Below are 13,741 nucleotides of genomic sequence, written 5' to 3' on the forward strand. Positions count from 1 at the left end.
TGCGGTGGTATCCTGTGCGCCCATTTGCCGCCGACGCCCAATGGCCTCGCGTAGCTTTGCCCGATTCAAGGTGATGCCATGACTACCCGCACCGAGGCTGTAAAGGCCTACCTGCTTGACCTGCAAGACCGCATTTGCAGCGCCCTGGAAACCTTCGAGACGGACACTCGCTTTATCGAAGACGCCTGGACCCGGCCTGCCGGCGGCGGCGGTCGCACCCGTGTGATCGAGAACGGTACGGTGATCGAAAAAGGCGGCGTCAACTTTTCCCACGTGTTCGGCAGCGGTCTTCCGCCGTCCGCCAGTGCCCATCGTCCTGAACTGGCCGGTCGCGGTTTTGAAGCCTTGGGCGTGTCGCTGGTGATCCACCCGCATAACCCTCATGTTCCGACCTCCCACGCCAATGTGCGCTTTTTCATCGCCGAAAAAGAAGGTGAAGAGCCGGTGTGGTGGTTTGGCGGCGGCTTCGACCTCACGCCTTACTACGCCAATGAAGAAGACTGCATTCACTGGCACCGCGTCGCCGAGCAGGCTTGCGCGCCATTCGGCGCGGACGTGTACTCGCGCTACAAGGCCTGGTGCGACACCTACTTCCACATCAAGCACCGCAATGAACCGCGTGGCATCGGCGGCCTGTTCTTCGATGACTTGAACGAGTGGGACTTCGACACCTGCTTCGCCTTCATCCGTGCCATCGGCGACGCCTACATCGACGCCTACCTGCCGATCGTGCAGCGCCGCAAGGCCACCGCCTACACCGAGCAACAGCGTGAATTCCAGGAATTCCGCCGTGGCCGCTACGTTGAATTCAACCTGGTCTACGACCGTGGCACGCTGTTCGGCCTGCAATCGGGTGGGCGTACCGAGTCGATCTTGATGTCGCTGCCGCCCCAAGTGCGCTGGAGCTACGACTGGAAAGCCGAAGCCGGCAGCGAAGAGGCGCGCCTCACCGACTACTTCCTGCAAGACCGTGACTGGCTGGGCCTTGCCGCGCCAAAGGCGGCGGTCTGATGGATCGTTATGTGGTATTCGGCAACCCCATCGGGCATAGCAAGTCGCCGCTGATTCACCGGATGTTCGCCGAACAGACTGGCGAGCAGTTGGACTACAGCACCTTGCTCGCACCCTTGGATGATTTCATCGGCTGCGCCCGTGAGTTCTTTCAGCAAGGCCGTGGTGCCAACGTCACCGTGCCGTTCAAGGAAGACGCGTACCGCCTGGCCAACACCCTCACCGAACGCGCCCTACGTGCTGGCGCGGTGAACACCCTGAGCAAGCTCGCCGATGGCACGCTGCTGGGGGACAACACCGACGGCGCCGGCCTGGTGCGCGACCTTACGGTCAACGCCGGGTTGAGCCTGCACGGCAAACGCATCCTGCTGCTGGGCGCCGGTGGCGCGGTACGTGGCGCGTTGGAGCCGTTGCTGGCGCAGCAGCCGGCATCGTTGATCATCGCCAACCGCACCGTGGAAAAGGCCGAGATGCTCGCCGAGCTGTTCGACGACCTGGGCCCCGTGTCTGCCAGCGGTTTCGACTGGTTGCGTGAGCCGGTGGACGTGATCATCAACGCCACCTCCGCCAGCCTGTCAGGCGATGTACCGCCGATTGCCGGCAGCCTGATCGAACCGGGCAAGACGTTTTGCTACGACATGATGTACGCCAAGGAGCCGACGGCATTCTGCCGCTGGGCGACCGAACAAGGCGCGTCTGTGGCGATGGATGGCCTGGGTATGTTGGTGGAACAGGCGGCGGAAGCGTTCTTCCTGTGGCGCGGTGTGCGCCCTGAATCAGCGCCCGTATTGGCTGAACTACGCCGCCAACTGGCTTGACACAAACCCAGTGTGGGAGCTGGCTTGCCTGCGATAGCGGTGTATCAGTGCCAGATGTGCAAGCTGACACACCGCTATCGCAGGCAAGCCAGCTCCCACAGTTTTGACCGTATTCAGTCTTCGAAGTGAATGGGGCACCTGTCGGCCCCTTCCAGTTTCTTCAATTCCTCCACGACTTGAGGCCTTGCCCGACGCAAGGTCAAACTCCTCCCCAACCCCCGCAACCTGCGCGCCTCCTGGTGCAGCATCTCCACCCCGGAGTAGTCGATAAAGTTGATCTGCTGCGCCTCGATCACCACCCGCTCGCCCTGCAGCCGTTGCAGGCGCACTTGCAGGTAATGGCTGGCGCCAAAGAAGATCGAACCGCCCACCCGCAGCACATCCTCATCACCGTCGCGCCAATGCTGCACCCGTGGCTGCGAGGTGCGCTTGAGGTAGAAAAACAACGACGCCAGCACCCCCGCATAAATCGCCGTTTGCAGTTCCAGCAGCAGGGTGGCGACGCACGTGAGAGCCATCACCAGGAATTCGGCGCGGCTCACCCGGAACAAGGCGCGAATGCCGCGACGGTCCACCAGCCCCCAACTGATCAGCAGGATGCTCGCGGCCATGCTCGGGATCGGGATTTGGGCGATCAAGGCTGCGCCAAACAGCGCAAACAGCGCCACCCACAACGCTGAAAACACCCCGGCCAGCGGCGAGCAGGCGCCGGCTTCGTAACTCAGGCCAGAGCGGGTAAAGGAACCGGCTGACAAGTACCCGGAGAAAAATCCGCCGACGATATTGGATAAACCCTGCGCCCGGACTTCCTGATTGGCATCGAGCAACTGCTGCGAGCGCGCCGACAGCGAGCGCGCAATCGACAGGCTGGTCACCAGCCCGAGCATGCCCACCGCCACGGCGCTGGGCAGCAGGCGCAAGATCATATCCAGGTCCATCGGCAACGGGCTGAACGGCGGCAGCTTGCCGATAAACGAACTGACGCGCGCCACATGCCCGAACATCGCCGGCCACAGCCAGGCCACCAGGCTGCCCAGTGCCAGCGCGATCAGCAGCGTCGGCCAGCGCGGTACCCGGTATTTGAGCAGCGCCCCTACCAGCAACGTACCCAGGCCCAGGGCCAGTGACGCGTGGTCCCATTCCCCGCTGTGATCCACCAGCGCCATCAGGCTCTTGATCGCCGTGGCCTGGCTGGGCAGATCCAGCCCCAACAGGTTCGGCAGTTGCCCCAGGGCAATGACCACGGCGGCGCCCAGGGTGAAACCCAGCACCACCGAGTGGGACACGAAATTCACCAGCGCGCCGAAGCGCAGCATGCCCAGCAACCACTGGAAAACCCCGGCGAGGAATGTGAGCAGCAGGATCAGGGTGATGTAGTCCTGGGAACCCGGCACGGCCAGTGGGCTGACGCTGGCGTACAGCACGATGGAAATCGCTGCCGTCGGGCCGCAGATCAGGTGCCAGGATGAACCCCAGAGGCAGGCGATCAGCACCGGAATGATCGCGGCGTAGAGCCCGTATTCCGGTGGGAGGCCGGCAATCAGTGCGTAGGCAATCGACTGCGGCAAAGCCAGTACGGCGCCGCTGAGTCCCACCATCGCATCCCGGCCGACGCTCGCGCGAGTCTGGCGCGGGAGCCAGCTGAGGAAGGGGAAAAGTGTGTGGCGGTTGGGCCGGGGCATCAGGGTCTCGGTCTTGAAGTTTGGCGCAGAATATCAGCACACACTGGACCTTGTGGGAGCGGGCTTGCTCGCGAATGCGGTGGTTCAGCTAAGCAATCGTTGGCTGACACACCGCATTCGCGAGCAAGCCCGCTCCCCCATTTGGATTGCATCAGGTCTTAGAGTTTTGCTTTTACTGCCGATAGTGCATCTTTGCCATCCACGGTCTTCACCCCCTCCAGCCACTTATCCAACACCGCCGGATTGGCCTTGATCCACGCCTTCGCCGCATCCGCATTGCTGACCTTGTTGTTGGTCACCTCGGCCATGATGCTGTTCTCCATCTCCTGGGTAAAACTCAGGTTGGTCAGCAGTTTCCCTACGTTCGGGCAGGCTTGTGCGTAGCCTTTGCGCGTCAGGGTGTACACGCTGCCGGTGTCGCCGAAGTACTTCTCGCCGCCCTTGAGGTAATGCATTTTCAACTGCACGTTCATCGGGTGCGGGGTCCAGCCGAGGAAGGTCACGAATTTCTGCTTCTTAACCGCCCGCGATACTTCGGCGAGCATCGCCTGTTCGCTGGACTCGATCAGTTTCCATTGGCCCAGGTCGAAGTCGTTTTTCTTGATGATGTCCTGCAACGAGATATTTGCCGGCGCGCCGGAGCCGATGCCGTAGATTTTCTTGTCGAACTTGTCGGCAAACTTGTTCAAGTCGGCAAACTCATGCACACCGGCGTCCCACACGTAGTCTGGCACGGCAAGGGTGAACTCGGTGCCTTCGAGGTTTTTCGCCAACTGCACCACTTCGCCATTGGCGATGAACTTGTCATAGAACCCCTGCTGCGCCGGCATCCAGTTACCGAGGAACACATCCACCTGGCCGTCCTTGAGCCCGCCAAAGGTGATCGGCACCGCCAGGGTGTCGACCTTGGCCTTGTAGCCCATGCCCGTCAGCAGAAAGCTGGTGATGGCATTGGTGGCGGCGATGTCGCTCCAGCCCGGATCGGCCATTTTCACCGTGTCACAACGGGTGTCCGCATACACATTGGCGCTGCTCAACGCCAAGATGCCCAGCACCGCAGTCAACTTTTGCATGGCCTTCCCTCTGTCTATTTATTGGTTTTGGCAGGGTTGTGGATAACGTGCCTTGCGCTCCAGGTCGTCGAGGTCGATGTGGTTGCGCATGTATTGCTGACTGGCGTCCACCAGTGGCTGGTGATCCCAGCTCTTGAGCTTGCCCTGGGTCAGTGCGTCAAACACCAGACGACGGCGGCGTTGGCTGGCGAGCACCTGCTGGTGGATCGCCGGGATGTCCCATTTGGCCCGCGCCTCACTTAAAAACGCCTCGAACAGCGGCCGGTGTTCCGGTGACTGGCTGAGGTTCTCCCGCTCGTGCGGGTCGTTGTGCACATCAAACAGCAGGCACGGATCGTCCTCGCTGTAGATGAATTTGTAGCTGGCGCGGCGAATCATCATCAGCGGGCTGATGGTGCCTTCGGCCATGTATTCGCCAAACACTTCGTCGTGCCCGCCCTGCCCCTGCAAGTGCGGGACCAGCGAGCGGCCGTCCAGTGGCAAGCGTGGGTCCAGCGCGCCGCCGGCCAGTTCGACCAGCGTGGGCAGCAGGTCGGCAGTGGACACGGCGTTGCTGACCCGCCCCGGCGCAAATTGCCCCGGCGCGCTGACCAGCAACGGCACACGGGCGGCCATTTCAAACCAGTGCATTTTGTACCAGAGGCCGCGCTCGCCGAGCATGTCGCCATGGTCGCCGGAGAAGATGATGATGGTGTCATCGGCCAGGCCAGTGTCTTCCAGGGTTTGCAGCAGTTTTCCGACATTGCTGTCGATGTAACTGCACGCGCCGAAGTAGGCACGCCGTGCATCGCGGATCTTATCCACGGGCAGCGGCTTGCCCCACAGGTCGTAGACCTTGAGCAGACGCTGGGAGTGCGGGTCGAGATCCTCCTGTGCAGGCGTTGCAGGCAAGGGGATTTCGGCGTCGTCGTACAAATCCCAGAACGGTTTGGGAATGGTGTACGGATCATGGGGATGGGTCATCGACACGGTCAGGCAGAACGGCCGGTCGCCGTCTTCGCGAATGTGGTCGAACAGGTATTGCTGGGCCTTGAACACCACCTCCTCGTCGAAATCCAGCTGGTTGGTGCGCACGCACGGCCCGGCTTGTAGCACCGAGGACATGTTGTGAAACCAACTGGGGCGCACGTCCGGTTCATCCCAGTTCACCGCCCAGCTGTAGTCGGCGGGATAGATGTCACTGGTCAGGCGTTCTTCATAGCCGTGCAACTGGTCGGGGCCGCAGAAGTGCATCTTGCCTGACAGCGCCGTGCGGTAGCCGAGGCGACGCAGGTAGTGGGCATACGTCGGTATATCGGCGGGGAAATCGGCCGCGTTGTCGTAGGCGCCGATCTTGCTCGGCAGCTGGCCACTGACCAGGGTGAAACGCGACGGTGCGCACAGCGGGCTGTTGCAATAGGCGGCGTCAAATACCACGCCCTGGGCGGCGAGGCGGCTCAAATTCGGCAATTGGATCGGCGAAGAACCGTAGAACGGCAGCAACGGTGCGGCCATTTGATCGGCCATGATAAAAAGAATGTTCTTGCGCTTCATGGGTTCTCGGCATTCCATAGGCGGTGTTTATGCCAATGAGCATGCAGCCCATGGAAATTGGGGTAAAGCCCATGAAAAGCAATGTCTAGGATAAGCACAGCTTATGTATGAAGCCCTAGGGGATTTGTCCCTCGACCTGCTGCGCGCCTTTGAAGCGGCCGCGCGTCACCGCAGTTTTACCGCTGCCGCGATGGAACTGGGCACCACCCAGCCGGCCATCAGCCAGCAGATCAAGCGCCTGGAGGAACAGCTGGCAATCCGCCTGTTTGATCGTATCTATCGCGGCATCGAACTGACCGACGCCGGTGCGCTGCTGTTCGAGCACGTGCAAGGCGGTTTGCAGAACATCAACCAGGGCTTGAGCGCGATCACCCAGCAGGATCAGCACGAAGTGCTGCAAGTGGCCACCGACTTCGCCTTCGCCGCCTATTGGCTGATGCCGCGCCTGCATCGCTTCCACCAGGCCAACCCGCAGGTCGATGTAAGCCTGGTCACCAGCGAGCGCAACCACGCCAGCCTGCGCAGTGACATCGACGTGGCGGTGCTGTTCGGCGACGGCCGCTTCAAGCAGGGCGAAAGCCTGTGGCTGTTCAACGAGGAAGTGTTCCCGGTGTGCAGCCCGCAGTGGCTCAAGGCCCAGGCCACGCCGCTGACTGTACAGAATCTGCACGATTTTCCCTTGCTGCACCTGCGCCAGGAAAACAACAGCCAGTGGTTCGACTGGAGCGGCGTGTTCCGCGAGCTGGGCATCAGCGCCGCGCCGACGCCCGGGCAACTGCGTTTCGACAACTACACCCTGCTGATCCAGGCGGCCATTGCCGGCCAGGGCGTGGCAATCGGCTGGCGCCACTTGGTGGACAACCTGCTGGAGCAGAACTGGCTGTGTCGACCGTTCAGCGACACGGTGGTCTCGCGCTTCGGCTACTACGTGGTGCAGCCCCAGCGCAAACGTCGCGGGCAGTTGGTCGAGCGCTTTGTCCAGTGGCTATTGGCCGAACAGGCCAGCAGCGCGCAGTCGTTGACCGGGCTGGCCCTCCCGTCGATTGCGGTCTAGGATTTGGCGCTTACTGGATCCGGAGTCCGTCATGCAACGTATCAAGGGCTACCACGCCCATGTCTACTTCGACGCGAGCACCCTCGAACAGGCGCGCACCTTGTGCGAAGACGCCGCCAGACTTTTTCCGCTGCGCATGGGCCGCGTGCATGAACGGCCGGTGGGCCCGCACCCGGATTGGAGCTGCCAGCTGGCGTTCGATCCCGAATACATCGGTGTGGTGCTGCCGTGGTTGGTGATTCATCGCAACGGTCTGGTGGTGTTCCTGCACCCCGATACCGGCGATGACCTCAAGGATCACACCGACTACGCGGTCTGGATGGGGGCGATGCGAGAGTTGAATTTGTCAGCATTTTCTTAAATTAAATCCCTAAATATGGGATTGATATTTATATATTGAGACTTTCCTCCGCGTAGGTTTATATTCGTCGCATCCGCTCAGAACTCAGGTGAAGCGATGCAGGCGCAATTGATCGCGCTCGATTGGGGAACCAGCTCCCTTCGTGCTTACAAACTCGGCCCGGCAGGCGTCGTGCTGGAACACCGCGCGCTGGCGTGCGGGATCATGCATTTGCCTGACGAGCCCCGGGACATTGCCGGTGTGCGCTGCAGCGATGGCTTCGAACTGGCCTTCGACACGGCCTGCGGCGATTGGCTCGACGCCCAGCCAGGCGTGCCGGTGATCGCCTGCGGCATGGTCGGCAGCGCCCAGGGCTGGAGCGAAGCGGCCTATCGCAATACCCCCGTCGACGTCGCCAGCCTCGGCCAGGCTTTGCACCGCGTGCGCAGCCTGCGCGGGGTGGACGTGCATATCGTGCCGGGCGTGATCGAGCAGGCCGGCTTGCCCAACGTGATGCGCGGCGAAGAAACCCAGGTGCTGGGCGTGCTGCAAGGGCTCGGCGCCGACGTGTTGATCGGCCTGCCGGGCAGCCATTCCAAATGGGTCGAGGTGGTCGATGGCTGCATCACCCATTTCGATACCTTCATGACCGGGGAAGTCTTTGCGGTGCTGAGCAAACACAGCATCCTCGGGCGCACCCAGCAGATCACCGAACAGTTCCAGGCCGAAGCCTTCGACCGTGGCGTGCAGGTGGCGCTGTCGGAGGACGGCCGGCGCGGTGTGCTGTCGACCCTGTTCAGCGCCCGCACCCTGGGGCTCACGGCCGAACTTTCGCCGCCGCAGCAGCCCGACTACCTGTCCGGCCTGCTGATCGGCCATGAACTGATCGGGCTGCCGGAGCGCGCCAAACAGCAGCCGATCATCCTGGTGGGCGCAGCGCCATTGTGCGCCCGCTACCAACGCGCCCTCGCCCTCTGCGGTTTCGCCCACGTCAGCCTCGCGCAGGAGGCCACCGCGCGCGGCCTGTGGCAGTTGGCCGTGGCCGCCGGGCTCACTCAACCAGCATTGCAGGTCTGACATGCTCAAGCACGCACTCGCACAAAACGGTTTGATCGCCATCCTGCGTGGTATCCGCCCGGACGAAGCCCAGGCCATCGGTCAGGTGTTGTACCAGGCCGGGTTTCGCGTCATTGAAGTCCCGCTCAACTCGCCGGACCCTTACACCAGCATCCGCACGCTGCGCGACAGCCTGCCCGCCGATTGCCTGATCGGTGCCGGCACGGTGCTGACGCCGGAACAGGTCGAGCAGGTGAAAGCTGCCGGCGGCCAGGTGATCGTCATGCCCCACAGTGACGCCAAGGTCTTGCGTGCCGCAAAAGCGGCAGGGCTGTTGTTGTCGCCGGGCGTTGCCACGCCCACCGAAGCCTTTGCCGCCCTGGCCGAAGGGGCCGACGTATTGAAACTGTTCCCCGCCGAGCAAATGGGCCCGGCGGTGATCAAGGCGTTGCTGGCGGTACTGCCGGCGGGCACGCTGCTGCTGCCGGTGGGCGGCATTACCCCGGACAACATGCAGGTGTTTATCGACGCCGGCGCCAAGGGGTTCGGGCTGGGTTCCGGGTTGTTCAAACCGGGTATGACAGTGGATCAGGTAGCGAGCCGCGCCCAGGCTTATGTCGCCGCCTGGAAAGCCCTGAGCTGAGATCAAGTCTTGCGCCCACAGGCGCCGCATCTATAAGAGAGATAACAGATGAAAATCACCAAACTGACGACCTTTATCGTCCCACCGCGCTGGTGCTTCCTGAAAGTCGAGACCGACCAGGGCGTGACCGGCTGGGGCGAACCCGTGGTCGAAGGCCGCGCCCACACGGTGGCGGCGGCGGTTGAAGAACTGTCCGACTACCTGATCGGCAAAGACCCACGCAACATCGAAGACATCTGGACCGTGCTCTACCGCGGTGGCTTCTACCGCGGCGGCGCCGTGCACATGAGCGCCCTCGCCGGCATCGACCAGGCGCTGTGGGACATCAAGGGCAAGGCCCTCGGCGTGTCGGTCAGCGACCTGCTCGGCGGCCAGGTGCGTGACAAGATCCGTGTGTATTCGTGGATCGGTGGCGACCGCCCGGCCGACACCGCCCGCGCGGCCAAAGAGGCCGTGGCCCGTGGCTTCACCGCAGTGAAAATGAACGGCACCGAAGAGCTGCAGTTCGTCGACAGCTTCGAAAAAGTCGACCTGGCCCTGGCCAACGTCGCCGCCGTACGTGACGCGGTGGGCCCGAACGTCGGCATCGGCGTCGACTTCCACGGCCGCGTGCACAAGCCTATGGCCAAAGTGCTGATGAAAGAGTTGGACCCGTACAAGCTGATGTTTATCGAAGAGCCGGTGCTCAGCGAAAACTACGAAGCGCTCAAGGAACTGGCGCCGCTGACCAGCACCCCGATTGCCCTCGGCGAACGCCTGTTCTCGCGTTGGGACTTCAAGCGCGTGCTCAGCGAAGGCTACGTCGACATCATCCAGCCGGATGCGTCCCACGCCGGCGGCATCACCGAAACCCGCAAGATCGCCAACATGGCCGAAGCCTACGACGTGGCCCTGGCCCTGCACTGCCCACTGGGCCCGATTGCCCTGGCGGCGTGCCTGCAACTGGACGCGGTTTGCTACAACGCGTTTATCCAGGAGCAAAGCCTGGGCATTCACTACAACGAGAGCAATGACCTGCTCGACTATGTGCGTGATCCGGGTGTGTTCGACTATGACCAGGGCTTCGTGAAGATCCCCAACGGGCCAGGCCTGGGCATCGAGATCAACGAGGAATATGTGATCGAACGCGCGGCCATCGGCCACCGCTGGCGCAACCCGATCTGGCGCCACGCCGACGGTAGCTTTGCCGAGTGGTGATATTTCACTGAAGAAATGCGGTTGAAAATGTGGGAGCGGGCTTGCTCGCGAATACGGTGTGTCAGTCAACACATCTGGGGCTGAACTACCGCATTCGCGAGCAAGCCCGCTCCCACATTTTGATCCGGTTTCTTCAGTCAGCTCCTTTCCAGACCTCAATAAACATAAGAAGAGGCAACCCCCTCATGCATCCTGAATCCTTCACCGGGCAGGCTTCTTTAGTCACGCCTACCAGAAAGCGTTTCTTCATCATGGTGCTGCTGTTCATCACCGTGGTGATCAACTACCTCGACCGCAGCAACCTGTCGATTGCCGCCCCCGCGCTGACCAGCGAACTGGGGATCGACCCGGTACACGTCGGCCTGATCTTTTCTGCGTTCGGCTGGACCTACGCCGCCATGCAGATCCCCGGCGGCTGGCTGGTAGATCGCGTGCCACCGCGCATTCTCTACACTGCCGCGCTGTTGTTGTGGTCCATCGCCACCGTGATGCTCGGCTTTGCCGCCAGCTTTATCGCGCTGTTCGTCTTGCGCATGGCGGTGGGCGCGCTGGAAGCCCCGGCCTACCCGATCAACAGCCGCGTGGTCACCACCTGGTTCCCCGAGCGCGAGCGCGCCACCGCGATTGGTTTCTACACCTCCGGGCAGTTTGTCGGGCTGGCGTTCCTGACGCCGGTGCTGGCGTGGCTGCAACACGCCTTCGGCTGGCACATGGTGTTTGTGGTCACAGGTGGCGTGGGCATCCTGTGGGCGGCAATCTGGTACGCGGTATACCGCGAGCCAAAGGATTTCAAAGGTGCCAACACCGCTGAAATCGAGCTGATCCGTGAAGGCGGCGGCCTGGTGGATATGCAGGAAAAAACCGCGAAGACGCCGTTCAGCTGGGTCGACCTGGGGATAGTGCTGAGCAAGCGCAAACTCTGGGGCATCTACCTGGGGCAGTTCTGCCTGAACTCCACGCTGTGGTTTTTCCTGACGTGGTTCCCCACCTACCTGGTGAAATATCGCGGCATGGACTTCATCAAATCCGGCCTGCTCGCGTCGCTGCCGTTTCTCGCCGCTTTTGTGGGGGTGTTGTGTTCCGGGATCTTTTCCGACTGGCTGATTCGCCGGGGCGCCTCGGTGGGCTTTGCGCGCAAGTTGCCGATCATTGGCGGGCTGCTGATTTCCACGGCGATCATCGGCGCCAACTATGTGGACTCGACGGCGTGGGTGATCGCGTTCCTGGCGCTGGCGTTCTTTGGTAATGGCTTGGCGTCGATCACCTGGTCGCTGGTCTCGACCCTGGCCCCGGCACGGCTGCTGGGCTTGACCGGTGGGGTGTTCAACTTCATCGGTAACCTGGCGGCGATTGCCACGCCGATCGTGATTGGCTTTTTGGCCAGTGGTGATTCGTTTGCGCCGGCGATTACCTACATTGCGGTGCTGGCGTTGCTTGGGGCGCTTTCCTACATATTGCTGGTGGGTAAGGTCGAGCGCATCGAGCTGTAAGAAAAACGGGCGACCTGGCGGTCGCCCGTTTCGTCTGGCTTACGGTACCGACATCTCGTTACGGAACACATTCAACGGGTCCCAACGCTGTTTGGTGCGCCGCAGACGGCTTTCGATCATAAGGTCAGGGAAGTAGATCTTGTACCACTGCGGGTTCGGCCCCTTGCTGGGGTCGCCGTCAATAAACAGCATGTCGCGGTCGGGGTAGTTGATGTAGCACCCCTGGAATTGCGCATTGACCGGAGCGCCGCCGTCATTGGCGAAGGCCGCGAAAAACAGCCCTTGAATCCATTGTGCGTGTGCCTGATCCGACGCGCTGCTGTCATCTCGCCAATAGCATTGGGGTTGCCACTTCAAGTACGACGAACGCTGTGCCACCGAGGACTCGCGGCGCACCGCGGCGTTGGCTTCATTGACTTGCCCGCCGAATGACTGGATCTGGATCAGGCTTTGGGTCAGCAGCTTATTCGGGTCATTGCGCGTCAGCGTATCCCAGATTGCCTGCAACACCGTTGGGGTAAAAATACCCATCTGATAAGCCGATTTATACCGGCCACGCTGGTTTGGCCCCGAACCGTTGAGGGTCTGCTGGCAGTGCAGCCAATCCATTTGGCGTGCCGCCGCCAGCGCCGTCGGCAGTGAGTTTATCGTGCGTCCTTTCGGGTTGCTGGGGGGCAGATGGGTGGTGGGCGATTGGCTAAGGCATTCGGTGGCGGGAATGCCGATGGCATTGAGCATGGTGCTCACGAAGTCGTCGAAGGCAGCCAGGTCATTCACCCCGCCATTCTTATCTACGTAATGAATATCCATCGTCATGTTGCCGGTGTTCTGGTGACGCATCTCCAACTTGGTCGCCAGGCCCCAGGTATCCGGGTTGCTTTGGTTGCGTGCAAACCAGTCTTGATACGCCGCCAGCAGGGCGTCGAGCCGAGGCTTGGTCAGCAGTGCCCAGTCCCACTCCAACACCAGCCAAAGAACCTCATTCGGCGCGTCAGGCAAATTTTCGAAGTAATAACTGGTGATGATTCCGAACTGCCCTCCGCCTGCGCCGCAACATGCGGCAAACAGATCCCGCTCGTCCTGATGGGTACTGTTGCGCGCGACATGCACCGGTAACAGGCCATTGCCTTGGGCGTTCGGCACCAGCATATCGACACCGCTCAACCAGTCGCACACCAGGCCATCCTTGCGCGACAACAACCCGTAGCCGCCGCCGCAAATATGCCCACCCAGCCCGACCGAATAACACGAACCACCGGGCAGGCTCTTGTTCGCCAGTTTGTACAGCGCGACGTAGGCATCCCAGTTCTGGCCGCCCGCCTCAAGGCGAAAGCTGTAGCGATGAGGCGAAGCTGGCACCAGGTCGGAGCCTATCTGCCCGTTGGCGTCGTACTGCACTTGGTTGATCTGGCTGATATCCAGAATCGACAGCACTTCATTCGGGTTGCCGGGCATTTTGTTAGCAACGAAGCCTTCGTAGCAGTGGCCGCCACTGCGCACGGTGATGCGGCCATTGGGCACGGCCAGCGCCTGGGCGGCAGCAGCGACGATGTCTTGGGGGCTGTGACAGAGGTAAATCAGGTTGGCGCCATTGGGCGAGGATTGGCCCTGCACGTTGCCCAACGGCCAGCGCAGGTTGAAGCCTTTTTGCAGGGTCGAGTGACGGCGGTCCGAGGCGGTGACGAGATCAAATGCCATGATGTACTCCAGGGAGCAGAGGATGACTTCTGATGCGGCTAACTTAACAACCGGATGGCAAGGAATGCGGGGCTTGCAGGGGTGGTTAGACGGCAATAGGCATGAAGTGAGTTAAGGGGGAACGCAATGTTCACCCCCTCAAGCCT

Annotated in this window: 12 protein-coding genes; 8 read left to right on the forward strand and 4 right to left on the reverse strand. The window is 61.7% G+C overall.

What is annotated here, in order from left to right; genetic code table 11:
- Positions 1-78: 78 nt before the first annotated feature.
- On the forward strand, positions 79-1,011 hold the full coding sequence (hemF, locus tag AC3ISR_RS00110; protein WP_192298151.1) for an oxygen-dependent coproporphyrinogen oxidase: 933 nt from the start codon (positions 79-81) through the stop codon (positions 1,009-1,011).
- On the forward strand, positions 1,011-1,829 hold the full coding sequence (aroE, locus tag AC3ISR_RS00115; protein WP_192298152.1) for a shikimate dehydrogenase: 819 nt from the start codon (positions 1,011-1,013) through the stop codon (positions 1,827-1,829). The genes hemF and aroE overlap by 1 nt, the downstream gene beginning before the upstream one ends.
- Before the next feature lie 113 nt (positions 1,830-1,942).
- Here the strand turns inward: aroE and AC3ISR_RS00120 are convergent, their stop codons facing one another.
- The 3 genes from AC3ISR_RS00120 to betC all read right to left on the reverse strand — a co-directional run bounded on the left by AC3ISR_RS00120 (position 1,943) and on the right by betC (position 6,117).
- Entirely contained in the window at positions 1,943-3,511 is a 1,569-nt protein-coding gene (locus tag AC3ISR_RS00120) for a SulP family inorganic anion transporter (protein ID WP_192298153.1), read from the reverse strand.
- 158 nt (positions 3,512-3,669) lie between these two features.
- Positions 3,670-4,584, reverse strand: a complete 915-nt coding sequence (gene choX, locus AC3ISR_RS00125) for a choline ABC transporter substrate-binding protein (RefSeq protein WP_463984031.1) — start codon at positions 4,582-4,584, stop codon at positions 3,670-3,672.
- A gap of 18 nt (positions 4,585-4,602) precedes the next feature.
- A complete protein-coding gene (gene betC / locus AC3ISR_RS00130; RefSeq protein ID WP_489324544.1) occupies positions 4,603-6,117 on the reverse strand; it encodes a choline-sulfatase in 1,515 nt (504 codons plus the stop codon).
- A 103-nt stretch (positions 6,118-6,220) separates the two neighbouring features.
- On the opposite strand from betC, the gene AC3ISR_RS00135 reads away from it, so the two are divergent.
- The 6 genes from AC3ISR_RS00135 to AC3ISR_RS00160 all read left to right on the forward strand — a co-directional run bounded on the left by AC3ISR_RS00135 (position 6,221) and on the right by AC3ISR_RS00160 (position 11,897).
- Complete coding sequence (locus tag AC3ISR_RS00135; protein WP_192298156.1) at positions 6,221-7,171, forward strand: choline sulfate utilization transcriptional regulator; 951 nt, start codon at positions 6,221-6,223, stop codon at positions 7,169-7,171.
- Positions 7,172-7,202: 31 nt separating this feature from the next.
- On the forward strand, positions 7,203-7,532 hold the full coding sequence (locus AC3ISR_RS00140; protein ID WP_192298157.1) for a DOPA 4,5-dioxygenase family protein: 330 nt from the start codon (positions 7,203-7,205) through the stop codon (positions 7,530-7,532).
- 96 nt (positions 7,533-7,628) lie between these two features.
- Positions 7,629-8,588: a 2-dehydro-3-deoxygalactonokinase gene (locus AC3ISR_RS00145; protein ID WP_463984033.1), complete on the forward strand. Its 960-nt coding sequence runs from the start codon at positions 7,629-7,631 to the stop codon at positions 8,586-8,588.
- 1 nt (position 8,589) lies between these two features.
- On the forward strand, positions 8,590-9,210 hold the full coding sequence (locus AC3ISR_RS00150; RefSeq protein ID WP_463984034.1) for a 2-dehydro-3-deoxy-6-phosphogalactonate aldolase: 621 nt from the start codon (positions 8,590-8,592) through the stop codon (positions 9,208-9,210).
- Positions 9,211-9,258: 48 nt separating this feature from the next.
- On the forward strand, positions 9,259-10,407 hold the full coding sequence (dgoD, locus tag AC3ISR_RS00155; protein WP_003170741.1) for a galactonate dehydratase: 1,149 nt from the start codon (positions 9,259-9,261) through the stop codon (positions 10,405-10,407).
- 185 nt (positions 10,408-10,592) lie between these two features.
- The gene (locus AC3ISR_RS00160; RefSeq protein ID WP_192298160.1) at positions 10,593-11,897 is read left to right on the forward strand and encodes an MFS transporter; all 1,305 of its coding nucleotides are present in this window, start codon (positions 10,593-10,595) and stop codon (positions 11,895-11,897) included.
- Between the two features lie 39 nt (positions 11,898-11,936).
- Here AC3ISR_RS00160 and AC3ISR_RS00165 read toward each other — a convergent pair whose 3' ends face one another.
- Entirely contained in the window at positions 11,937-13,595 is a 1,659-nt protein-coding gene (locus AC3ISR_RS00165; protein ID WP_463984035.1) for a BBE domain-containing protein, read from the reverse strand.
- Between the last annotated feature and the right edge of the window lie 146 nt (positions 13,596-13,741).

The organism is Pseudomonas sp. GL_117 (assembly GCF_057835125.1).